This is a genomic window from Exiguobacterium sp. H66 (assembly GCF_018618705.1).
Lineage (GTDB): Bacteria > Bacillota > Bacilli > Exiguobacteriales > Exiguobacteriaceae > Exiguobacterium_A > Exiguobacterium_A oxidotolerans.
In genome coordinates this window covers 59,941-83,436 of record NZ_JACSMQ010000001.1, presented here as the reverse complement: position 1 = coordinate 83,436, position 23,496 = coordinate 59,941, and the positions used below count along the sequence as shown (strand labels likewise).

General features: G+C 48.9%; 26 protein-coding genes. 17 read left to right on the top strand and 9 right to left on the bottom strand.

The features are described from left to right. Positions 1-140 precede the first annotated feature (140 nt). Entirely contained in the window at positions 141-761 is a 621-nt protein-coding gene (locus tag KNP88_RS00455; RefSeq protein ID WP_214891866.1) for a serine/threonine protein kinase, read from the bottom strand. Between the two features lie 154 nt (positions 762-915). Between KNP88_RS00455 and KNP88_RS00450 the strand changes: the two genes are divergently transcribed. The 5 genes from KNP88_RS00450 to KNP88_RS00430 all read left to right on the top strand — a co-directional run bounded on the left by KNP88_RS00450 (position 916) and on the right by KNP88_RS00430 (position 5,147). Then, positions 916-2,394 carry a carboxypeptidase M32 gene (locus tag KNP88_RS00450; RefSeq protein ID WP_214891864.1) on the top strand — a complete coding sequence of 493 codons (1,479 nt, stop codon included), beginning with the start codon at positions 916-918 and terminating at the stop codon, positions 2,392-2,394. Further along, on the top strand, positions 2,394-3,119 hold the full coding sequence (locus KNP88_RS00445; RefSeq protein ID WP_251137092.1) for a glycerophosphodiester phosphodiesterase: 726 nt from the start codon (positions 2,394-2,396) through the stop codon (positions 3,117-3,119). The genes KNP88_RS00450 and KNP88_RS00445 overlap by 1 nt, the downstream gene beginning before the upstream one ends. Positions 3,120-3,131: 12 nt before the next feature. Next, positions 3,132-3,608, top strand: coding sequence for a hypothetical protein (locus KNP88_RS00440; protein ID WP_088837203.1), 477 nt, complete (start codon positions 3,132-3,134; stop codon positions 3,606-3,608). Continuing rightward, on the top strand, positions 3,598-4,164 hold the full coding sequence (locus KNP88_RS00435; RefSeq protein WP_088837202.1) for a guanylate kinase: 567 nt from the start codon (positions 3,598-3,600) through the stop codon (positions 4,162-4,164). The genes KNP88_RS00440 and KNP88_RS00435 overlap by 11 nt, the downstream gene beginning before the upstream one ends. Positions 4,165-4,241: 77 nt before the next feature. Further along, positions 4,242-5,147 (top strand): aminoglycoside phosphotransferase family protein, encoded by a 906-nt coding sequence (locus KNP88_RS00430; RefSeq protein ID WP_214891860.1) that lies wholly within the window; start codon positions 4,242-4,244, stop codon positions 5,145-5,147. Positions 5,148-5,258: 111 nt separating this feature from the next. On the opposite strand, the gene KNP88_RS00425 is transcribed toward KNP88_RS00430, so the two are convergent. The 4 genes from KNP88_RS00425 to KNP88_RS00410 form a co-directional block, all read right to left on the bottom strand. Further along, positions 5,259-5,618, bottom strand: coding sequence for a ribonuclease FAU-1 family protein (locus KNP88_RS00425; RefSeq protein ID WP_214891858.1), 360 nt, complete (start codon positions 5,616-5,618; stop codon positions 5,259-5,261). A gap of 277 nt (positions 5,619-5,895) precedes the next feature. Further along, positions 5,896-6,387, bottom strand: coding sequence for a tetratricopeptide repeat protein (locus KNP88_RS00420; protein ID WP_214891856.1), 492 nt, complete (start codon positions 6,385-6,387; stop codon positions 5,896-5,898). Positions 6,388-6,455: 68 nt separating this feature from the next. Then, entirely contained in the window at positions 6,456-6,899 is a 444-nt protein-coding gene (locus KNP88_RS00415) for a MarR family winged helix-turn-helix transcriptional regulator (RefSeq protein ID WP_088837198.1), read from the bottom strand. 67 nt (positions 6,900-6,966) lie between these two features. Continuing rightward, on the bottom strand, positions 6,967-8,055 hold the full coding sequence (locus KNP88_RS00410) for a GTP pyrophosphokinase (RefSeq protein WP_235195154.1): 1,089 nt from the start codon (positions 8,053-8,055) through the stop codon (positions 6,967-6,969). 130 nt (positions 8,056-8,185) lie between these two features. On the opposite strand from KNP88_RS00410, the gene KNP88_RS00405 reads away from it, so the two are divergent. Further along, the gene (locus KNP88_RS00405) at positions 8,186-9,322 is read left to right on the top strand and encodes a Six-bladed beta-propeller, TolB-like protein (RefSeq protein WP_214891854.1); all 1,137 of its coding nucleotides are present in this window, start codon (positions 8,186-8,188) and stop codon (positions 9,320-9,322) included. A 195-nt stretch (positions 9,323-9,517) separates the two neighbouring features. On the opposite strand, the gene KNP88_RS00400 is transcribed toward KNP88_RS00405, so the two are convergent. Next, positions 9,518-9,940 carry an organic hydroperoxide resistance protein gene (locus tag KNP88_RS00400; RefSeq protein WP_029330285.1) on the bottom strand — a complete coding sequence of 141 codons (423 nt, stop codon included), beginning with the start codon at positions 9,938-9,940 and terminating at the stop codon, positions 9,518-9,520. A gap of 103 nt (positions 9,941-10,043) precedes the next feature. Here KNP88_RS00400 and KNP88_RS00395 point away from each other — a divergent pair, with 103 nt between their 5' ends. Next, a complete protein-coding gene (locus KNP88_RS00395; RefSeq protein WP_353048600.1) occupies positions 10,044-10,481 on the top strand; it encodes a MarR family winged helix-turn-helix transcriptional regulator in 438 nt (145 codons plus the stop codon). 20 nt (positions 10,482-10,501) lie between these two features. Here the strand turns inward: KNP88_RS00395 and KNP88_RS00390 are convergent, their stop codons facing one another. Further along, positions 10,502-10,957 carry a hypothetical protein gene (locus tag KNP88_RS00390; protein ID WP_029330281.1) on the bottom strand — a complete coding sequence of 152 codons (456 nt, stop codon included), beginning with the start codon at positions 10,955-10,957 and terminating at the stop codon, positions 10,502-10,504. Positions 10,958-11,092: 135 nt separating this feature from the next. On the opposite strand from KNP88_RS00390, the gene KNP88_RS00385 reads away from it, so the two are divergent. From KNP88_RS00385 to KNP88_RS00370, 4 genes are all read left to right on the top strand, one after another. Beyond that, on the top strand, positions 11,093-11,596 hold the full coding sequence (locus KNP88_RS00385; protein WP_088837195.1) for a PH domain-containing protein: 504 nt from the start codon (positions 11,093-11,095) through the stop codon (positions 11,594-11,596). Then, positions 11,593-13,044 (top strand): PH domain-containing protein, encoded by a 1,452-nt coding sequence (locus KNP88_RS00380; RefSeq protein WP_214891852.1) that lies wholly within the window; start codon positions 11,593-11,595, stop codon positions 13,042-13,044. The genes KNP88_RS00385 and KNP88_RS00380 overlap by 4 nt, the downstream gene beginning before the upstream one ends. Before the next feature lie 33 nt (positions 13,045-13,077). Further along, on the top strand, positions 13,078-14,019 hold the full coding sequence (locus tag KNP88_RS00375; RefSeq protein ID WP_214891850.1) for an alpha/beta hydrolase: 942 nt from the start codon (positions 13,078-13,080) through the stop codon (positions 14,017-14,019). 133 nt (positions 14,020-14,152) lie between these two features. Beyond that, on the top strand, positions 14,153-14,938 hold the full coding sequence (locus tag KNP88_RS00370; RefSeq protein WP_214891847.1) for a PP2C family serine/threonine-protein phosphatase: 786 nt from the start codon (positions 14,153-14,155) through the stop codon (positions 14,936-14,938). 286 nt (positions 14,939-15,224) lie between these two features. On the opposite strand, the gene KNP88_RS00365 is transcribed toward KNP88_RS00370, so the two are convergent. Next, complete coding sequence (locus tag KNP88_RS00365; protein WP_214766150.1) at positions 15,225-15,368, bottom strand: hypothetical protein; 144 nt, start codon at positions 15,366-15,368, stop codon at positions 15,225-15,227. Positions 15,369-15,534: 166 nt separating this feature from the next. Between KNP88_RS00365 and KNP88_RS00360 the strand changes: the two genes are divergently transcribed. Both KNP88_RS00360 and KNP88_RS00355 read left to right on the top strand, forming a co-directional pair. Then, a complete protein-coding gene (locus KNP88_RS00360) occupies positions 15,535-16,128 on the top strand; it encodes a hypothetical protein (RefSeq protein WP_214766148.1) in 594 nt (197 codons plus the stop codon). A 27-nt stretch (positions 16,129-16,155) separates the two neighbouring features. Then, entirely contained in the window at positions 16,156-17,349 is a 1,194-nt protein-coding gene (locus KNP88_RS00355; protein WP_214891845.1) for a hypothetical protein, read from the top strand. A 169-nt stretch (positions 17,350-17,518) separates the two neighbouring features. On the opposite strand, the gene KNP88_RS00350 is transcribed toward KNP88_RS00355, so the two are convergent. Then, positions 17,519-18,988 carry a potassium/proton antiporter gene (locus KNP88_RS00350; RefSeq protein ID WP_239456722.1) on the bottom strand — a complete coding sequence of 490 codons (1,470 nt, stop codon included), beginning with the start codon at positions 18,986-18,988 and terminating at the stop codon, positions 17,519-17,521. 176 nt (positions 18,989-19,164) lie between these two features. Here KNP88_RS00350 and KNP88_RS00345 point away from each other — a divergent pair, with 176 nt between their 5' ends. The 4 genes from KNP88_RS00345 (at position 19,165) to KNP88_RS00330 (ending at position 23,426) form a co-directional block, all read left to right on the top strand. Further along, complete coding sequence (locus tag KNP88_RS00345; RefSeq protein ID WP_214891843.1) at positions 19,165-20,037, top strand: SDR family NAD(P)-dependent oxidoreductase; 873 nt, start codon at positions 19,165-19,167, stop codon at positions 20,035-20,037. A 233-nt stretch (positions 20,038-20,270) separates the two neighbouring features. Continuing rightward, entirely contained in the window at positions 20,271-20,756 is a 486-nt protein-coding gene (locus tag KNP88_RS00340; protein ID WP_029330260.1) for a GNAT family N-acetyltransferase, read from the top strand. 73 nt (positions 20,757-20,829) lie between these two features. Next, a complete protein-coding gene (locus tag KNP88_RS00335) occupies positions 20,830-21,879 on the top strand; it encodes an oxidoreductase (protein ID WP_214891841.1) in 1,050 nt (349 codons plus the stop codon). 461 nt (positions 21,880-22,340) lie between these two features. Beyond that, positions 22,341-23,426, top strand: coding sequence for an SH3 domain-containing protein (locus KNP88_RS00330; protein ID WP_214891839.1), 1,086 nt, complete (start codon positions 22,341-22,343; stop codon positions 23,424-23,426). Positions 23,427-23,496 lie beyond the last annotated feature (70 nt).

Sequence of the window (23,496 nt, the reverse complement as noted above, 5' to 3'; positions counted from 1 at the left end):
TCTATCTTAATTATACCAAAAAATGTATAACGAAAACGGATGGATTTTCCTGTTTCAGTAGTCGAGTTATGAAGTGAATCAGGAAAAACGCTACCGTATCTCATCGTTCATAAGATACGTTACCGCTTCATCTATCTGCGTCACCCGGTATTACGGTGTGACTCGAACATCCGTCGCTTATAAATATCCGCCACCGTATTCAAAAAGGACTCGGGCAGCTTTTTCGGAAAATACGATTTGCTATAAAAGTAATCGTATGCCCGTTTTAAGTCGTCCCACTGCGAACACGGTGCTGTCTGACGGAACCGTGCGACATCGATGATCCGTGTCCCGTCGTTCGTCAGCATGATGTTGCGCAAATGGATGTCGGACGGATTCAAGCCGACCGATCGTGCTTCCGCCAAGGCGTAATCGACAACACGGATGACGTCACGTGAAATCATTGTCCCGCTGAGGAGACAGTCGAACAACGTCTGTCCTTCGATGTATTCGATGACGAGATAATCCGTCCCGTAGGCGTATTGTTTGGCGTACGTCGGAAAGGGGGCCAACTGTTCATAAATCGACCCTTCGAGTGCAGCGAGATGACGATGGCTCGGGAAAAACTTTTTGATGACGCGGTCCGTTCCTTGAATCCGAAAGACGAACGCACTCCGTCCTGTGCCGATCCATTCTAATTCGTTTGGTTGATTAATAATCGTATACGTTTGTCCGTCCAATCCGATGTCGATAGCAGACGCCAGTTCTTGATCTGTTTTCACGTATGCCCCATCCTTTCTTTGATAGCTTGATTATACAATTTATACGTTCAAATGACCACAAAGGTTTCAAAGGGTATTCCTGTATGAATGTTTTGAACATTTTGTGATATGCTAAAAAACGTATACCACTACATACTTCAAGGGGGATTTTAGAATGAATACATTACAACAATGGCGCGACCACTTTGACGCACTCGGTGCCTATGAGGAAGCAGTCGCTTTACTCTACTGGGACATGCGGACATACATGCCGGAACAATCGGCAGCGAACCGTTCGAAATCACTCGGTTTCTTATCGACGGAAAGTTTCCGTCGCCGGACAGGCACACAGTATCAGTCGCTGTTAGAAGCGATGGGGCAAGAATCGTTGACGGGACTCGATGCAATCTCGTATGAGAAAGCGAAACAGGCATTTGATCGGGACTCAAAAATTCCGGAAGCGGAATATCAAGCCTTTGTGACATTGATTTCGGAAGCGGAAAGTGTTTGGGAAAAAGCGAAGGATGCGAATGACTGGGCGATATTCGAACCATTCTTAGAAAAAATCGTCGCGACAGAACGTAAATTCGTCGAGTACTGGGGATACGAAAATCACCCATACGATGCATTGCTCCATGACTATGAGCCAGGAATGACGGTCGCTCAGCTCGATCCATTGTTCGCGGAGCTCCGTCAAGCAATCATCACGTTGCTCGCCGATCTTGATGGAAAAACATTCCCGAAACTCGATTGGTCAGCAGACCGGGAGACACAAATTAAGCTCAATCACGAGTGGCTGAATGATATCGGTTATGATTTTACAGCAGGTCGCTTGGACGAGACGGTCCACCCGTTCCAAACGACAATCAACCGCAAAGATGCCCGTGTCACGACAAAATATGATGAAGCGGATTACCGGAACTCTGTTTTCGGGACGATGCACGAAGCCGGTCACGCGACGTACGAACAGGGTATCGATCCGGAACTCGACTCGCTTGGTCTTGGTGAAGGGGCGTCGATGGGGATTCATGAATCACAATCGTTATTCTTTGAGAACTTCATCGGACGCAACCGTAGTTTCCTCGAAGCACGTTATACAGGGTTGCAAGCTGCGATTCCTTCATTGACGGACGTTCCATTCGAAACATTTTATGCTGCCGTTAATGAAGTCAAACCATCGTTGATCCGGATCGAGGCGGACGAACTGACATACGCGATGCATATCATCATCCGCTACGAACTTGAAAAACGTCTCATCACAGGTGAACTCGAAGTCAAGGCACTGCCAGAGGAATGGAACCGCCTCTACAAAGAATACCTTGGAGTCGATGTCCCATCGAACGCACAAGGTGTCTTACAAGACGTTCACTGGTCAGGTGGTTCGTTCGGTTACTTCCCGAGCTATGCGCTCGGACTCGTCTACAGTGCCCAGTTGAACGAAGCGATGCGTCGGGATGTTAAAGACATCGACGAACTGATTGCAAGCGGTTCGTTTACACCGATCAAAAATTGGTTAAAGGAAAATATCCATCAACACGGAAAAGCGAAGACGCCGGCCGAATTGATTGAAGCAGCGACCGGACAATCGATTACGGTCCAACCGTTGATTGATTACTTGACGAAGAAATATACACGCGTCGTCGAAACGCTGTGATGCAATGGTTTGCCCACCGCGGCGCAAGTGACGCGTTTCCGGAAAATACGCTTGAGGCGTTCAAAGCAGCCTTATCGGACGTCGATGGCATCGAATTCGATGTCCATTTCTCAAAAGACGGCGTCGGAATCGTCATTCATGACGAGACCGTCGACCGGACGACGGACGGAACAGGGCGCGTCGTTGATCTTACGCTTGCAGAACTCAAACAATTGAATGCGGGAGCGCGCTTTAAAGGTACGGGACCGCAGCGTGCGATGATTCCGACACTTGACGAAGTCTTAGAGCTCGTGGCGCCAACGCAAATCGTCCTTAACATCGAACTGAAGACGGATACAATCCGTTATGAAGGTCTCGAGGCCTACGTCGTCGAACGGTGCCGTGCCCATCAGCTTGCACCAGATCGATTAATCTTCAGTTCCTTCAATCATTACTCGATTGATACGATTCGTCAGCTTGATCCGTCGCTCGAGACAGCACTGCTCTATCCGTATCCCTTGTTTCACCCGGAGCAACAAGCGAAGCAGCTCGGGGCGAAGGGCATTCATCCGGATTATCGTCGCGTGACGGCAGAAGACGTCGCACTGGCTCACGCAGCAGGAATTTCCGTCCGTGTCTATACTCCGAAATCGGCAGAGGATGTCAGATGGATGGAGGCAATCGGCATTGATGCCGTCATCGTCAATGATCCAAAAGGATTCAAAGCGCGCCTGTCGATCGACTAAGGAGGAAGCGTCATGCGGAAGGGGTATGTGTTGACAATCATAGCTTCACTGATTGCGCTTGGCATCGGTCTCGAGATTGGTTTTCAAAAAATACCACAACCGCAACCGAAACAAGTTGCACAGTCAGCGACACGACCGGATGACTTCCAAGCAGGACTTCAAGACGCAAAAACCGAATTAGAGACCGTACAACGTTTTTCTTTAAAGAGTACGATTGAACATGACCTGAAAAGCGAGACGTGGATTTATGCGACACCGACACCGGAACGTATTGCCGTCGACTGGTACTACGTCGCAAGCTATCCGGAACAACGTGTCCAGATGACCCGAAATGATGTCGCGCGCATCATTGAATACGATCGGTATCTCGTCGTCATCCGTTCGATTTACGGGGTCGTCGACGATAGCGAACTCGAACAATTCGCGCTGCGTGTTTCGGGGTATTTCATGACTAGGCAACAACAAAAGGAGGATGACGATGTCAGGTAAAATCATTCTATTGATTGGTGGATCGGGCAGCGGGAAGTCGTCCTTAATCAAACGATTACGACACGAGTATGAACATGTCCGGTTCATTCCCTCCGTGACGACACGACCGAAACGCCCGACCGAACAAGACGGGGAAAGTTATCATTTCGTCGACGTGAAAACGTTCCAACAATTGATTCAAGAGACGGGGTTCATCGAGTACGCCCATGTCCACCGGGCGTGGTACGGAACACCCCGACAAGCGTATGAGGACGTCCTGACGACGAACGGAATCGTCATCAAAGACATCGATCCGAAAGGTGCGGCAGCATTCAAGGAATTGTTCGAAGACCGTGTCATCACGATTTTCGTGTCCGTTCCACCTGATCTGATGAAAGAACGTCTGTTGATGCGCGGGGATACACCGGAGTTCGAAGCACGGCTCATCGATTACTCGGAAGCTTGGAAAGACCGGGACCACTATGACTATATGATTGAAAACATTGATTTTGAACAGGCCTACGCGGAGTTACTCGGGATCATCTCGGAGTATATCCCAGGACAGCCATCATCTTAAAAAAGCAGGGAGGCACGGGCTTCCCTGCTTTTTACTTTGTCTAATCTCAGGACTAGCCATGCAAGGGAGGAAACAGGATGGACCGGGAAGAGATCAAACAAAACATCGGCTGGTTAAGGAGTGCGACACGCATCGAGCCATTGACGATTGGTTATTCGTCTTACCCGAAATTCTACGTCATCAACGGGCAAAGGGAGTACGTGTTACAGTTCATGGATGGAACACGGTTCGCTTGGCAACGGGAGTTGGCGGAAAACGTCCAAACGATGAGTGCAGACGGACTGCCGGTCGTGCCTTTTGTTGAGGTGGGACGGCTCTCAGCACATTCAGCTTACAGCATCAGACCGTATTTTAGGGGAAACGATGCAAGGACGGAGCTCGCGACGGCAGACGAGGCGACAGCGTACAAGCTAGGTATCGAGGCGGGACGGGTACTGGCAGCGCTCCACGGATATGTTGCACCTGCTTCGGTCGCACCTTGGGCAGAGCGGTGCCAAGCAAAACATGAGCGGTACGTCACCGGCTACAGGAGCAGCGGAGTGGAGTTTGAACAGGCGGAACAAATCAATGCATGGGTCGAGCAACAGATACCGCGACTCGCCAATCGTCCGAACCGATTTCAACATGATGACTTTCATCCAGGCAACCTGATCGTCCGGGACGGATCACTTGTAGGTGTGATTGATTTTGATCAAGCGGATTATGGTGACCCGTGGCATGATTTCGTCAAGCTCGGGTTGTTTACTGTCGAGCAGAGCATTCCGTTCGCACGGGGGCAGCTCAGAGGCTATTTTGACGGCCCAGTCCCGGATGTGTTTTGGGATGTCTACGGTGTCTATATGGCGATGGCCCTGTTCTCAGCCCTCGTCTGGACGGTTCGGAATCATACGGAGGAAGTCGCTGAGATGACCAATCGCCTGACGCGTATTCTTGCGGCGCACGACAACTTCTCGCGACGGATTCCGGTATGGTATACGGGCTGAGCGGAGTGATAGTGAGGACAACAGTAGTTAAACCAAACAAAAAGCCGAGTGATGGATGTGACAAACAATCTACATCAGCGGCTTTTTGGATTGTTTAAAAAGATTGACGCTCTAGTCTAGATTCATCTGATGACTCTCTTCATACGGGGTACGGGAGACGGATTGTGACAGTCTGGTCACCTGTTGCGCAAGAAACCCGTCGAACGGAAACCGTCCCTCGGTCACGCGTTTAATCAAGTCCGTCAAGGCAGCTTCCGCTTGTTCAATCAGTCGGGCAGGATAGGCGAACGTCCGTTGATTGACGAGGAACTCGTCCCGGTCGACGACCTGCCAGGTACCTGCTTGATTGCGGACGTAATCGAGGTCGAGGTCGACGAAGGAAAGGGTATCCCCGTCGAGCCGTGGGGGCAGGCAGACGTTGCAGTGATAGGAGGTGTGCATCGAAGTCGATATTGACCGTAAACGGCGCATTCAGGGGATAATACTCAAGCGACTGTGTCGCGTAGGTAAAGGTCTGTCCCCGTGTGTGATGGACCAGTCTTCTGCCTGCTTGTCCATGGACGAGCACGTAGTCGTCTGTTTTTACGAGCATGTTGCCAGTCCACTCGTAATGGGGGCGGTCGGGATACTTATAGGCAATGATCGTCAGGACTGACGGTTGTGCCTCTGCTGGTCGTTTCATGAACAAGCTCCTTTCGCGCTAAAAGAGGAAGAGAAGGAATCATTGAACGGTTAAGCGGGCAGACGGTTATGTCTCGGACACGTCATGTAAATGGTCGCGGTAATAACGGAGGGCTTGTCTGTACGCATGGACGTCGGAGTCCGGCGTCATCGTCGTGATGACGTCAAGCAACTGTTGCATCGCTTCCTCATGCTGCTTGAGATTAAACAGCGTCAAGGCTAAAAACGTCTTCAATCCCGTGCTGTCGGGGAAACGTGCTAAGCCTTCCGTAAAGGTGTCATGCGCAGCAGCGTATTGTCCGAGCGCCCGGTATGTACTGCCGAGCCCGATGAAGGCGTCCGTCAAAAACCGTGTGTCGAGGCCGTTTGCGATCGCAAACTCATAATGTGGAACGGCAGCCTGCTCCTCGCCGAGGTTATCGAAGCACCAGGCCATCTGGAAATGGTAGTAAGGGTTCGTACGATCGGTTTCTAACAGCTCACGCATCATCTGTTTTGCTTGCTCGTACTGTTTCGACTGACGGAGCGCCGTCACCTGCTCTAAAGTAGCATGCGTCATCTCATCATCCTCCAATTCGGTTGCTGGTACAAAAAACCCTCCAGCTCAGTCAGCTAGAGGGGGAAATGTTAATCCTGTTGCTCGAGTTTCGTCAAGAGTGTCCGGAACGTATCAAGTTCTGCATCCGAAAACGCGGAGAAAACGTCCGACAGGTACTCCATCTTCATTGCTTCAAGTTTCCCGTACAGTTCAATCCCGTCCGGTGTTGCCCGGAGCTCGACGACACGACGGTCGAGTTCACTGCGTTCGCGTGAAATCAAGCCTTTTTTTGTCAATTCGTCAGCAAGTGCAGTAATCATACTTGCAGAGAACTGGAATTCATTCGACAGGGCGGATGCGATTTGTGGACTTTGCCCGCAAAGCGACTTCAAAATGAAGAATTCATTCCGTGTCAAATAGGTCGTGAACATGCTGCGAACATCTTTTTTGATGGCGCGGTAGTTCATGCGGAGTCCTTTTTCTGTATCGACGATCAATTGATCGCGTTGTGCTACTTCGATTGTCGTTGCCATGTTTAGCTTCACTCTTTCCATACGATAGTTTCGTTACCCGCCATTTAGTATAGTGAAAAATTTTAGTTTAATCAATATTTTTCTCTTGAATCATCTCATCATGCGACGGCTGAACTTTTGTAATGATTTCCGTGACGTTCCGAAGTTCCGGATAGAAACGACGGAAAAAGTAATCGATCCGGTGTGTGTCGTTCCCGGCAATCGTCACGGCCATGCAGATGTAGGCGATACCGATGCCTTGGCGCGGCAAAAAAGGATTCGGCATGACTTGAGCGCATTTTAAGGCGAGTGTGCTATGACTCGAGACGGCATCGATCAGTTCACCGTAATTGCGGATGTCGACGTAATGGAACATCCGGATCAACTCATTAATCAGTTGCTGGTCGGAATCGAGCATCATTTGTGACGTGACGAGTCGCTTGTCGAGCTCGCTGATGACAGGGGAGTGGTCAATGAAATAGTTTAAGTTATCGGACGTGATCCGGACTTTATACGGGTCCGATAAAATCTGTTGGACGGTCTCATCCTCGAATTGTTTGAGTTGCTTTTTGATGTTGACGAATTCTTGATCGGCAATCTCAAGCAGTCCGGCGACGCGGCTGAAACTGCGCCGGACTTCTGCCGGGACGCTGTTCGGATTTTTATACCCTAAGTCATGTTCAATCTCTGCCCAGGCGTGTTGCAAAATCGAACGGATTTGAATTTCTGCCGTATGCGACTTGAAACGGCCGTATTCACTTAAGGCCAGGCGTTGTTCACTCAGGGCGGCAACAAAGTGGACAGACAAGTAGCCGAACTCCGTCGTATCGAGCAACGTCGATTTATCGACCGATTGATCACGGTCGATCGAGAATTCATTTTCAATGATACGGGCAGCTTCCCGAACGTCGTCGTGGAAATAGGTGACGATCCGGATTCCCGTCAAATCATGGACGTCCTTGAGCGATCGGTATTTGTTCGGTTGCCGTAAGACTTTTTGGTAGAGGCTTTCCGAATCTTTCGTCCGTGAGACGATCGAATGGTATTTGATTCCGGCCGCGTCGAGCAGCTCGGATAATAGAATTTTTAGTTTATCTGCGAATGCGTCATAATCTTCCTTATCATTGACGTATTCGAGCATCATCGTATTCAAGTCTTGTGCGTGCAAGCGAATCACCTTCCTCATCGTGGTATTATCTAGCTGTATTGTATCATTCGTATTCCGTAGACGCACGAAATGACCTTGTTTCAAGCGGGACCAATCGTGGGAAAAGAACAGTAGAACATGCTTAGGAGGGGTGCACAAGATGGAAATACTAGACGCGCGTGCGTTACCAGCGGATCACTCGGACATACTTCATGTCACGCCATCTTCGATTTACTTCAGACGAAAAGTCAACGCCGAACAGTACCATATCAGCCGGTTTGACCTCGAAGATCAAGAACAAGTTGATTTGTCGCAAGACGTTTTGACGGATCACGGACCGACCCGTCCGTTCGTCAAACACCAGAAAGTCTATTGCTTGAACGAACACGACCGGGCGAACGGGGGAGCGACGGAGTTATTGACGATTGATCTCTTATCCGGGAAGACGGAACAGGTCGCGACGTTTAACGTCCCGGGTGATTTGTCACTGTACTGGGTCCTCGATGAACGCTACATGGTACTGCTCCACGTCGACCGTGTGACGTCTGCCTTTTTATATGACACGAAGACGAAGCAGCAACACTTGATCCATGATCAACGGCTGTACGGGATGACGGAAAATTACCGGGAACTGTACTTTTTCCTCGTCACACTCCAAGACGTCGATTATATCGTCTGCAACACGCGCCTCGACGAATTTTCCTTTTATGATGCCCTCGAAAGCGGCTTGATTTCTCCGGAAGATCCAATTGATCACTCGGAAGGGTTATTAATCGCTTCACTTGAGACGATCGTTTCGGAAATCGAACTAGGGACAGAAGTCCTGTCCTTCAAGACACTCTTACGCCTTGACGGGGAAGGGGATACGGTGCAGTACCTCGGGGAACAAGCCGGGTTTTTGATTTTCAGTGCCTATACGGACCGTTTGAACGAAGAAGTGTTTTATCAAATCCGTGACGAAACGGACGTGACGGAACTTGGACGGATCCGCTGGAGTGATTACGAAGCATTTGATTTTACGTATGATGACGTCGAATCGACGATCTTTATCGTCAACGACCGGTCGGAGCAACACCATGAAGTGATTAATTTACGAACGGGAGCCCGTTTTTTAGACCGGGATCCGTTCGAACGCGTCTTGCGTGATCGCTTTTATGTACATGAAACGATCGGAGAAGATGCCGAGCCGATGGTGACGATTTTTGACGCCGAGCGGTATGTTCGGCACCGGTTCGATGATGCCTATTACATGATTGTCTCCGGCGAGTTGGTCATTTTATCCGTCAACCAACTGTAAAGCGAACAAACGAAGAAAACACACTGTTAATAGAAGTGTGTTTTCTAAAATAACGGACTATTTATTTCATTTACCGTAATTACTTATTAAATTTTTGATACAAAAACCGACGATACCTCAAAATACGTCGCATTGACAATAAAAAAATACCCCTTTCTAGTAGATATCACTAGAAAAGGGCAGACAATGTTATGCTTATGCTGCGTCAGTCGTACGTGTGAAAACATCGACTTGGATGTTTCCAGCTGTCGCGCGTGAGTAAGGGCAAACTGTGTGTGCGATTTTTGCAAGTTCGGCAGCTTGTTCTTCCGATACACCACGGACGAGAACATCAAGTTCAACAGATAAAGCGAATCCGTCTGCTGCTTCGTTCAACGTAACGTGTGCCGTTACTTCGCTTCCATCATGTTTGATGCCTTGTTTACGTGCAACAAGATTTAATGCAGAATCAAAGCAAGCAGAGTATCCAGCGGCAAACAATTGCTCCGGATTTGTCGCTGATTTTTTAGATCCTGGGACTGGCATTGCGAGAGCGACGTCTAAAACGCCATCTTCTGAAACGACGCGTCCGTCGCGTCCTCCGACTGCTGTAGCTGATGATGTGAACATTGGTTTCATAATCAATAACTCCCTTTCGTTGATTCCTTGTTATTAAGTAGCTTACAATTAGATTGTATACAATTTAAAAAAGAAAGCAAGTACTTTGCTCCCGAGGAGGACTATCATGTCAAACCCATTATCGTTAGATGAACAACTTTGTTTTCCCTTTTATTCGATTTCGCGGGAAATCACGAGACGATATCGTCCGTTGCTCGAACCACTTGGACTGACGTATCCGCAATATTTAGTCATGCTCGTTTTATGGGAAGAAGATCAACAATCCTTGAAAGCCGTCGGTGAACGGTTGCATTTGGATTCGGGGACGCTAACCCCGTTATTGAAAAAGCTCGAAGCATCAGAGTTAATTCGACGCGTCCGCAATAAGAAAGATGAACGACATATTCAAATCACGTTGACAGACAAAGGGCATATGTTGCGCGAGCAAGCGGAACAAGTTCCGCTCGCCTTAAAAGAGACACTCGGCGTGTCGGAGGAGGATTTAGAACGTGTCAAACAAACGTTAAATCAATTGGTTATAAAAATGAACGGAACTGAATGATTCAGTTCCGTTCATGTTCGTTATTTACGGCGGAAACCTTCTTCTTCAAGATAGTTTGCCGCTTCTTTGTATGAATTGAAGGCACCATCAAGCAGGTCGCCTGCATAGACGAGCCATGTATCGAGGTCTTCATTCAAAAGTGTGAGTTCGAACTGGTTATCGTTGACCCACGTTTCTTCGAGCGTTTCGACCGTCTCGACCGTCGATAACGATTTGATTGCATCTTCAAGCAAAAGAATCAAGGCAGGAGCAGAAAACTCACGGATGTTGACGAGTCCTTTGTTATCGACTTCGTAGCCCGGTAATCCGGCGGCATAGACGAATCCGTTCCCGTTCGGATGAAGGTGATAGACGACGATTTTTTTCTCAAACTGACTTTCAGGAAAGTGGAAATTGACACGGTTCAGTGAAACATCTTTTCGGACGAGTTGTGGAAACGACTCAATGATGTTTAATTTTTCTTCAAATGTTAGCATGGTACCTCCTAGAATTACATTTCTACTCTTCTATATATGCGATGATTTCGGGTCAAATGTCAATGTTCGATTTAAGCCGAGTGAAACTTATTGACGATGGACTCCGTAGTTTTAAGAGAAAGGAAGTGGGAATAGATGCAATCTTCAACCTTAGAAAGTGGCTGGCAACGGTTATCACTCGACTCCGTCAAAGTCGAACGGCAATATGTGGCGATACGGTTTAGTTTGTATGCGCTTTTGATTGCCGTCATGACAACCGTCCAAATTGTGTGGCTCGACTTATCTCCGTGGTGGATGTGGATCGTGACAGGACTCGTGGCCGCGTTATTCATCTTAAAGTTTTATTACATACCGCGTCTGCGTTACGACTATTTCCGTTATCAGGTCGATGAAGAATTTTTAGGCGTCAAGTCAGGCGTCATCTTCCGTAAAATCGAAATCATACCACTCGTCAAAGTTCAGTTTATCGATACATCGACCGGTCCCTTGTTACGTCGCGCCGGCTTGATGAACATCAAAGTCAATACGGCATCCGGATTTGCGGAAATCCAGCGTCTCGAGGAACGACGCACACTCGAATTAAGACGCCATATCGAACGCTTCGCGAAACTCGAGGAGCAAGAGGAGGAATCCTTATGACACGTCGCGTCCACCCGTTATTCATCTTGATGTCGACGCTGACGCATCTCCGGTCGACGGTCATCCCGCTCGCTTTTTTATTGTTCAATGATTTAAAGAACGATGGATTCGGTTGGTATACAATCATCGGCTTTAGTGTTTTTTGTCTCGTTCTTCTCATTTCTGGAATCACTTCTTGGTATTTTTATACGTTTACGATTGATGACCAAGCGATTCGTGTTAACAAAGGCGTCTTCCGTAAAAGTGAACGGACGACACAACGGCGGCGGATTGAATCCGTCGGCATCAACCAAAACCTGCTCGAGCGTCTGCTCGGTTTAGCGACGCTGTCCGTCGAAACGTCTTCTGAAGGCGGTGAACCGGAAGTCGAATTAAAAGGTGTCCGGCTCGCGTTCGCTACTTCCTTGAAGTCGACGATTAAAGAAGAGGACGAACAGATAGAACAAACAGAGACGACGGACTCGTTTCGTGTCAGCTTGTCCGACCTGTTTTTTGCCGGCGCCTTGTCCGGTCGTCTCGGACTGGCGCTAGTCGGTTTCTTTGCAGGGTATCAACTGATTGATCAATATATCGAAAAGTATGTTGATCGTGTCTTTAATGAATTGGCGCATTTATCACTCATCCTCCTGATTGGAATCGGATTGCTTGTCTTGCTCCTCGCCTACATCGGATCGATTGTCGTCTACGTCGTTCGTTACGGTTCGTTCGAAGCGACACTTAAAGATGAACGGCTGACCATCCGTTACGGATTAGTGAACCGGACGGAAGTCATCTTTCACCAGGATAAGGTCCAAGCCTTATTGATCGAGGAAAACTGGATCAAACGACGGTTCAAGCGTGCCCACCTGTCACTCAACGTCATATCGGCGAACGGGAAGGAAGAGCAGATGTTGTTCCACCCCTTCATCCGGGAATCGGAAATCGACGCCTTCCTCGACCGGTTTCTGCCGCGCTTCAAACGTGTCAAACCGATGCATCATGCGACCGACCGCGGATTCTTCTATGTCATCCGTTGGCGGCTCGTCCGGTATATTGTCTTGTTTTCAGCAGTCAATGCCGGACTCGTCTATTTTTTGACGAGCCCGCTTAAATGGATCGGCATGCTGTTGTACCTGGTTTTACCGCTCTATTACGTTGTTGCCCGGACGGGGTACCGCAATACGTGTTACGGGTTCGAACAGGAGTTGTTCGTCTTACGTCGCCAACTCGTCAACCGGGAAACGATTTATGCACCGCGTTTAAAAATCGAGGCTTTGTCGGGGCACGTCTCCCGTTTTCTCGAACAAAAGGACTTGCTGAAGTTTGAAATCAATCTGCGTGGTAAAGGACATTTGAACGCAGGTTATTTTACACATAAGCAATTTGAGGACGTCCGGACCTGGTACCAACGCTCTTTTCTGAAAACAGACCGTGCAGAAGCAGGGGACATACGGTATGATAACGAATAACGCGTTATATAGGAAAAGAGAGGAGTTCATGTTGTGCGAAAAGGACTAGCAATCGTACTCGCGATACTACTCGTATTCATCGGATTAATCAGTTTTGATGGATACCGCATTCAAAAAACATTAGTCGGCGAGTCGGAAGCGTCACCGATTCTTGCGGGTAAACCGGCTGATGAATCAAGTGACGCCGTGACCAAGGCAACTGAATGGTCTGCTGCCCAACCGTTCGAACAGAAGACGTTCGAGACGGATGGACGCGTTCATCACGCAGACTATCTACCTGCAACAGAATCAACAAACAAATCGGTCATTCTCGTCCCGGACGAGGAACAAGCGACGCCGGACGGAGTTGCACCACTCGTGCAGCTGTATCATGAACAATTCGGCTACAATGTCTTAGTCGTCGAACGACGGGGGCAGCCTGAAAACGGTGGGAAAAAGAATTACGGCTGGCTCGATCGGCTTGATTTGATTGAATGGACGAAACGACTTCTCGAGGAAACAGGGGACGAGAGTCACATCGCCTATCACGGGCTTGGTGTCGGCGGGTCGACCGCATTACTCGCAGCTGGAGAAGAAATGTTACCGACACAAGTCAAAGTCGTCATCTCTGAAGGTGCCTACGCCCGATTTGATGACTGGCTCAATCATTTAGCGGATCTACAGATCAGTTATCCTGCAGGACCGTCACTCGCAATGGCGAGCACGTTCAATAAATTCGAACAGGACTTCTTTTACGGTGACGTGTCAGTGACACGACAAACGAGCAAAATCATGATTCCGACGCTGTTCATCCATGGGACGGACGATCAACTCATGCCATCGCGGATGGTTTATGAACTGTATCAAGCAAAACCTGGATTGAAGCAGTTGTATCCGGTCCGAGGAGCGGGTCATGGTCAAACGTATCTCGAAGATCAAGTCAACTATCAAAAACGCTTAAAATTATTCATCCAGCCATTCATGACAACGAATTAAGCCGCATCCCTCACGTCACTACAGCCGTAGTCGAAGTGAGGGACTTTTTTTTGGATTAATGAAAGGGAAAATGTTCCAAATGACAGCAGGTGTGGTATTCTCGATAGAACAGACAGAATAGGGGGAGTCAGGCATGTTTAGCTGGGTCGGAAGTGAAGAAGCGTATGTCGATCAAATCGACATACGGCAGGTGGGTCCGGTCGTTCTCGGACGGTTCGGTGGCTGCTCGACGGCGGGTCAAACAAAAAACGAAGATGGTTGTCTCGTCATGACGGGGAAGGACTGGGAGTTGACCGTCTTACTCGATGCCCATAATTCGGCAGAAAGTGCCGAACTCGTGGCGGAGCAATTTTTGACGTATCAAGAGCGGTTGCATCAGCAACTCGAACAAGCAGCCGAGTCAGTCCTTCCGACGTTCGAACACATCATCCTCGAACTGTTGACGGAAGACACATTTCGCGCACGATGCGAGACGTGTCGGGGGGAGACGGCTTGTTTAGTCGTCGTCCGAAAAGGAAACTATGTTTTTTGGTTGTCGGTTGGAGATTGCATCGCGCATCTGTTCCATCCGGAGCTTGCCGGGTTAGGTCAACACAGTCTCAATCAACGGCAATTCTTTGAATGGATCGGACAAGTCAATACGTTTGCGTTACCTGTCCCGTGTTATACCCGCGGCATCCGTGAACTGCGTCAGGGACACAACCGGCTCTTTTTGACGACGGACGGACTCGTCGAATGTCCCGGTGAACCGTTGAGCGATGCGACGGACATCGGTCGCGCGTTTCGTGGTACGGAGGCGCAGGATGCCGTTTTGACCTTGTTGACGACAATCAAGCACCATGCTGTCCGGGACAGTACGACGATCTTGACGTGGTCGATTGATGTTACAGGTGACGTGACACAACCGAGTAATGCTTAGGCATGAACAATTACGTTCGAAAGGAATGAATACAAATGGGTTTTTACATCATGTTGCTGTCATTCATACTAGGAATCTACTTGACGATTCTCAGCATTTCGCGCAGGAAACGGAAGCGTTCCTACATATTGTTTCTCGTCCCGGGGATCCTCCTGGTCATCTTTGCCGTGTATCTCGCAAGACCACATTAAAAAAAGGGAGATGGATTTCCGGGGCGAACACCGGAGAACCGTCTTCCTTGTTTTTTGTTAATCGAGAGACGTCCTTACGGTTAAGGCAGTCCCGTTTAGGGTGTTTGCTCATCAAGCGGTTCGATTTGTTCCGTTTCGACAGGTGGATCCAGTTCATCTGCTTCGTTCGTCAAAGGAAACGCGATCCCGGCACTGGTCAATAGCGTGATGAGTGCGGCATTCGTTAGTGTTTGGCGCATCGTTGCTCACTCCTTCTTTTGTTATCCTACGAAATTGAAAAAAGAAAAGTTACACTTTTTGATTATTCTGAACATTTAAGTGGGATTCGTCAAGTAATCGTCATCTTCACCTAAGTATTTTTCCCGATAAACCGTTATACTTAAACATGGAAAAGAGGGATGTCGCTTGAAATTAACGAAAGCTAACACACGCATTTTTGAATCATTGTTACCCCGTTTGAATGTTAACGCGGAAGAACCGGAGCGAACGGACATCGAACGTCAACTGCAGGCTGATTTGTATGAAGCGCAGCGGCAACAACGACCGTTCGAAGAAGTCCATGGGCAAACACCGGAAGCGCGACTCGACACGATGATCGCCGCGATTCCGGAACAGCGTCGTGCTGAGACACAAAAACGTTGGACACGAAACTATGTCTCAAGCATCTTGATGTATATTTTCATCGAGGGCATCGATGGCGTCTTTCAGTTCGCACTCGCCGACTATTTGTTGTTCTCAATCATCGCCTTGTTCTTGATTGACGCGATGTCGATCTTAATCACGTCACCGAAAATACGTGACGTCAAAGGACGTGTCTGGGGACAGTTCATCATCAGTTTCGTTTTATTTGCAACGTATAAAGCGGTCTTGATTACGTTCGTCCCGAATCCCGATGTCATCTTCCAAGTCAGCGGGACACCTTCTTACATCATCGGAGTCGGTGGTCTGATTGCGTTATACCTCTACTGGTCGAAGAACCCGCTACGAAAACGCGCCTAAACGAATCGAGAGAGGAGTGGACGGATCATGGAATTTACGCACTGGAAAAGACGCTTACAGGATCACTTCGAACGAATGGGCTTTAACTTACGGATTGAACGCCTTGCCATGCAAGACATCATTAAGCTCGAGGCGACCCACGGAGCCTTTTTGTTCTTCCCCGTGACGATCAACTTATATGAACGGATGGGCTGGAAAATGATTGCGATTGAATCGCACCATCCGGATACGGTCGAGGATGCGTTCGCCGAAGCACAAATCGAATCGTTGTTCCAACTGACGATGGTGACATTCGAAGAAGAAGAGCGTGAGTTTTTACTCGGCTTCTATAGCAATACCGGTCGTTATTTGACGGACCGTCAATCTCCGACGGGGCAGTTGCTCGCGGCAATCGAACGGGAGTGGTATGACGGAGAAACGATCCGGATTGAAACGTTCGAGGAATTTCCCGGACTGTTCGTGGCACCACCGTTCGCACACCAAGCGTACGCATTCGCTGCAGCGGAAGGCAAATGGCACATGTTCGTCGGGCGGACGGGACGCCCTGCGAACGATTACCGGTTCGATGGAGCAGTCCTGATGCCGCACCGGATTGCCGATAATGAACTGTTCACGATGACGCCGCTTGCGGTTGCGATTGATGATACGGCAGGATTGCGCGACCAATTGCGTGAGGAACGGTCAGAAATCAAACGATTCCACAGACAAGCGATGGAGACGATTCGTGACTACGATCCGTCGTTCGGCTTCGCTTGGCGCGGGACGGTCACATTCTTTCATGGCATTCCCGTCGACCCTTTTGCACAGCGGTTATGGCTGGAAGACGGAAAAAAACGTTTCCGGATCATGCAAAAAGCATCCCAACGGATTTTAGCACTCGGCGACACGTGTACCGAAGCGATTCATGCGCTTGACGAGGCCGTCAGCGCCGGTGAACCGGACGGGACACCCGTCAGTGCTGTCGGACAACTCATCCTCGGGATTTGGCAACAGTTTGAGTCCGATGAACGGACCTACTTGACAGAGGTCGTCTGTACCGGGATTTCACGGACACAGGCGGAGAACCGGATTCGGCATGGCTTAGCGCGCCAAGAGGCAGTCAATTGGATTGAACGTGCACAAAACGGACGTGACCAGTTCCAGTTCGCAGGACTATCCATTACATTACCGCACCGCCCACCGGGAACGATTGAGATTAGACGAGAAGAGGAACAACGATGAACGTCAGCTACACTCGCGAATCTGTCTGATACGACTTCACGCATCAGGCAGTTGACGGACCACTTCGATGTCCGGTACATTCGTCAGCAGGAACAAACGCTGGTAAAGAATCCATAATCAAAGGACGACATCCTCTTAAAAACAGGATGTCGTCCTTTTTCAATCGTTTTTAAAGACCAAGCGAGGCAATCAGCTTTCGAATCCGTTCTTCTGATTGTTTCGGCGTCAAAATCAGGAGTTGATCGCCACCAATCAATCGTGTCTGACCGCGGGGGGTAATGATGGCATCGTCACGAATGACGGCGACGACGAGCAGATCCTGCGGCATCTCAATCTCTTGCAATGTTTTCCCGTCAATCCGACAGAACGACGGGACACTGACCTCGACGATTTCAGCATTCGGATTTGCGACCGTCATGAATTGAATCAACGGCTCAATCCCGATCGTTGGTTTCACTTCGAGCTTCATGACACGGACAATCCACGGTAAGGCCGTTCCCTGCAGTAAAGCCGATGTCATGACAGTGAAGAAGACGATGTTGAACAAGAGATAGGAGTTCGCAAGTCCGCTCGAAAGCGGATAGGTCGCAAGGATGATTGGTACGGCGCCGCGTAGTCCGGCAGCCGTGATGACACTTTGCTCCCGGTAATTGTAGTGAAAGGGAAGAAGTGAGATGAAAACAGCGAGTGGTCGTGCGACGAGAATCAGCGTCACGACGATGATGCCTGAAATGAGCAGCATCTGCGGATCGAGCAGTTGGCGCGGGAAGACGAGCAGTCCGAGCATGATGAACATCCCGACTTCTGCCAGATGCGACAAGCTGCCGCTGAAACGAATCAAGATGTCGCGGTAAATCATGTCGTGGTTACTGATCCAAATGCCTGTCACGTAGACGGCGAGGAAGCCACTCGCATGGATACTCGTCGCGATCCCGTAAGACAGTAAGGCGCCGCTGATCAAGAGTGTCGGATACAGGGCCGATGCTTGAAGCTGAATCCGGTTCATCAATTGCGTCAAGAACCAGCCGATGCAGAGACCGACGAGTAAACCGATTCCCATTTCGTAGAATAAAGACAGGACGCCACTGATAATCGAGAAACTTTCCGGATCGAGCGCAAGTTCTGTAAAGAGAATCGTCAAAAAGACAGCCATCGGATCATTTGTTCCAGACTCCGCTTCCAGTGTATGTTTGACCTTCTCATCGACAGGACGTCCGCTCAGTAAGGAAAAGACAGCCGCTGCATCGGTCGAGCCGACGAGGGCGCCGACGAGTAACGCCATCGGCCAGCTGAAATCAAGAATGAAGTGGGCGACGAGTGCAATCAAGCCAGTCGTGATGACGACGCCGACCGTCGCAAGCGAAAGGGCAGCAGGGAGGACTTGCCTGAAATCGCCCCATTTCGTGTTGAGACCGCCATCGAACAAAATGATGACGAGGGCGATCGTTCCGAATAGACGCGCTTGTTCAAAGTCAGAAAAAGCAATCCATCCTGCGACATCCGTTCCTGCGAGAATGCCGACGAACACGAATAAAATCAAGGTCGGGACGTTGAGGCGAAAGGAGAACTTGGTCGTGATGATTGCGAGTAGTAACAAAATACCGGCAAGTAGTAAGACGGTTCCTTCATGCACATGCATACCTCCTCGAATCGGGGCAGGGTTCTCTTCTGTTACGTTTAGTATACGCTATTCACCTCTTTTGCAGGCGGAGAAGTCTTTTTTTGAAATGATGTGTATAAATCGACGGAAAAAGGAAAACACTCAATATATATGCATGTAAACGAAGAAAGCGTAACTAGAGGAGGAAAATGGAAATGAACATATGTATCGTGACAGGCGCAAACTCAGGGATGGGAATGGTGACAATCCAAGCTTTGCTTGAACGGGGGGACCGCGTCATTGCGACCGTCCGCTCAGAGAAGAAAGCAACACTGCTCGTCCAAATGTTACGTGAACATGGGGTTTCGCATACGAATCTTGAAATCGAAATCGTTCAACTTGACCAACTGGAATCCGTCCGCCGGTTTGCAGACCACTTGTTCGATAAGATTGGTCGCATCGATCGCCTGATTTTAAATGCCGGGGTCATGGTCCCGCCGTATCATTTGACGAAAGACGGCTTCGAATCCCAGTTCCAAGTCAACTACCTGAGTCACTTCTATTTGATTGAACGCTTGCTGCCGCTCCTTCAACACGGAAACGATCCACGGGTCATCTCGATTTCATCGCTCGCCGGGGAAGGTGGACTCGTCCGAACAGATATCGAACTGGAATCGATTGCCCATGTTAAAAAAGACAAATACAACCCGATGCGGTCGTACCGCGAATCGAAATTGCTACAGATGGTCCACATGCGTGAACTCGCGGACAAGTATGGGGACGATGTGACATTCGTCAGCGTCCATCCCGGCATCGTCAATACCGACTTGTTCTATCGTGGCAAGTACGGCAAAGCGATGAAGGTGCTTTTAAAGCCAATCGCTCAAATCGGTTACTGGACCGGGAAACTGTATACGCCGGAGTACGGGGCGAAAACCGCACTGTACCTCGCGACGACGAATGACCGGCTCGACAATGGCGGCTATTACGCCGATTCCGCACCACGTCTCAGTAACCCGGTCGTCGAGGATACGCGCTACCGTGAAGATGCGCGCCGTCTATCGAAAAATTGGGTCGGACTCGACTGAAGACAAAAAAAGGCCTACCGGCTCGTGGGAAGCCGGTAGATCCACGTTGTGAAGACTGGGGGTCTGATCACGTTTTTAGAATACGATATTTAAAAATAAAATTGTAGAATATGAAAAAAATCACAAAATGATGCGTTTTTATGATTTTTTTTTAGCGATGCGAGCAAAACGGTTTTCTTCTGGTGCAGTTTTCGTTAGGATAAAGAAGAATTTTTGCTTACAGGAGGTACAACATGATACGACTAGCTACATCACAAGACGTTCGAAACATCGCAACACTACTCGAGCACAAGGCGCTCGCACTCCAAGCGACGGGCAGCACACAGTGGTCTGCCTACCTTGAACAAGACATCGAAACACTCGTCCAAGAGGATCTTGATGCCGGAAGACTGTTTGTTTTTGAAGAAAACGATCAGTTGCTCGGTTCCGTTGCCCTGCTTCCTTCGATGGAATGGGATCGCTCGTTATGGGCAGATACAGAAGGTCTTTATATCCACCGGATTGTCGTCAGTGATTTGGCGAAAGGACGCCGCGTCGGAAAACAACTTCTTGATTATGTAATCGAGTTGACGGATTACGAAGGGGAAACACTTCGCCTCGACTGCGTGGCGTCAAATGCATTTTTAAACGACTATTATACGTCGGTCGGTTTTACGTACCAAGGAACATATGACGGATTTTCGACATATGAGTACGAACGAATCGAAGCGACGGCATAATCGGTCATTTGTTCAAGACAAGTCGTAGCCGCTTTGTTAAGGTAAAAGAAAAGTAATTGCGAGGAGTGATAGGATGCGACTTCAGATTGGCTTCATCGGCTTCGGTAAGAGCACGACCCGTTACCATCTGCCATACGTCATGATTGATCCCCATTTCGAGGTGACGTGGATTTATAATCGGACGGCAAAACCGGAGTTAGAGGAAAAATATACGGACAAGCTTCCCGCAGTCCAGTTCACGACGGACCTCGACAAGATGTTGTCGGACGAGAAGCTTCAAGTCGTCGTCATCAACACACCGCCTGCGACGCATTTTGCCTATGCCTTGAAGGCGTTGCAACAGCAGAAGCACGTCCTCGTCGAAAAACCTTTTACCGTGACAGAACAAGAAGCGGTGCAACTGTTTGAGGAAGCACGTAAGCAAGGCGTCAAGCTACTCGCCTATCAAAATCGGCGTTTCGATAGCGACTTTCAAGCCGTCGCCCAAGTCATTGCGTCCGGAAAGCTCGGTCGCATCGTCGAAGTCGTCTCGCATTTCGATTTGTATCGTCCGGATGCGAATGCGGCGAATACGGCGAACGAAAACGGTGCGCTCTATAGTCTCGGTGTCCACACGATTGATCAAATCATTGCCTTGTTCGGGAGACCGAACCAAGTCGCCTATGACATCCGAACCGTCCGGGGTACTGCGATTCCGGACGATACGTTTGCGCTTGATTTTTATTATGACGATTTCAAGGCGAGTGTCCGAACGAGTCATATCGCACTGGCACCCGCTCCGCGCTGGATGATTCATGGGACGAACGGGACATTCATCAAACAGCATGTCGATCGGCAAGAGCTTGACTTAAAAGCAGACTACTTCCCAGGGGAAGACGGATTTGGGGAAGATTCGGAAGATGATTTCGGTCGGTTACTCTATCATGATAACCACAATCATCTTCAAAATGTCCGGATTCCGAGTCCGATTGGTGACTACGGTAAATTATATCGGGCATTTTACCGGAGTATCGTTGAAGATGCCCCTCTTCCAGTGACGGAAGAAGAGACGACGTTCGTCGCCCATGTGCTCGAGCAGGCGTTCACTCAACCGTCACCGTTTATCGTCAATATTAAAAATTGAATTTCATTTAAAAAGCTAAAGGGTCGCGACCGATTACTTTTCGTGCTTTAAAAGCGATTCAAGACGGATTGCGCTTTAAAACGTCTCCATGCCCGGCTTTTTGGTCACGGTATTAGCTAAAAAGCGTCATGTTTCGTTGACTCCTACGGGAAAAAGTGCGTTTTTAACGCACGTTCAGAGGCAGGCAAGACCCTGCTCGTTGGCCGCTAGGATCCAAGGAGCAACGGCTTGCGCCTCGCCCGAGGAACGCAACGAACAAAGACGCTTGATCTCCCGATAGAACTTTGTCTACAGTCTGAATCTTCTTGTTGTGCATATACAACAGGAGGATTTTTTTGTTACAAAGAATGAAGATATTGCTATTTTTTTAGAATTTTCTTTTGAAATCATGATTATTATTTCAATAACTTGGGAAAAATGGTGTATATCATCGTATTGTCATTCTGTTAAGGGGGTCTATCATGAAGAAGTTTTTCTCAAGTGTCATCGTCGCTGGTGTTCTGTTTGGCGTATTCAGTCCGTCGCTCGTCGCACATGCCGCAACGAAGCTGACCATCACGACCGCAGTTTTACGTGTCCGTGAAAAGCCGACGACATCAAGCAAGATTCTCGGGAATGTCGTCAAAGGAAACGTCTATACGTCAAAAGGAACATCGGGAAGTTGGTACAAAATCACCTATAAATCACGGACGGGGTACATACACAAAGATTATGTGAAGACATCGACGACGTCCTCGAAATACACATCGACCGGCACGAAGTATACAACGGTCGGGACGTTAAACGTTAGAACGGGCCCGAGCACAAAATACAAATCCGTCACCCAGCTCAGTAAAGGGGTCAAAGTCGCAACGTATGGCACGTCAGGTAGCTTTACACGTATTTTGTATAGCGGGAGCTACCGCTATGTCTCGACACAGTACTTAACGAAAACGAAGCCAACAAGCAGTACGACTAAAAAATTAAATGTCCCGTACTACAATCAATACACGTTAGGTTATCCGTCAGGTTGCGAGTTCGTCTCGTTGAAGATGGCGCTCGCCTACAAGAAAAAGTCTGTTTCGGCTGCGTCGCTCTATAAACAACTACCGAAAAGCATCAGCAATGCGACCTACAAAAATGGAAAATACTACTGGGCCGATCCGGAAAAAATGTTTACGGGTGATCCGGCCGGGACGCTCTCTTACTACAAAAACTGGGGCATCTATCCAAAAGGCATCCTCCCACTCGCTAAAAAATACCGGAGTGGCGCCGTCGACATCTCCAAGCAAGGTGTCAGTAAAATTGAACGTGAAATCCGGAGCGGGAATCCTGTCATCGTCTGGGCGACCGTTGATTTCAAAAATCCATATGGCTACTTCTCTTGGATCAAGCCGGACGGCAAAACGTTCACCGGGTACCGGAACTATCACGTCATGCTCGTGACGGGTGTTTCAAGCAGTTCGTTCTACGTGTCTGATCCGTATCGTGGGAAATACGCCGTCAGTCGCGCACAGTTCACATCTGTTTATAACACGACGGGACAATATGCGTTATCCGTTCGTTAACCGGTCACCTGAACAAACGACTTTCACCTTTTCCAAAAGGGCGGAAGTCGTTTTTTTCGTTGAATCGTCA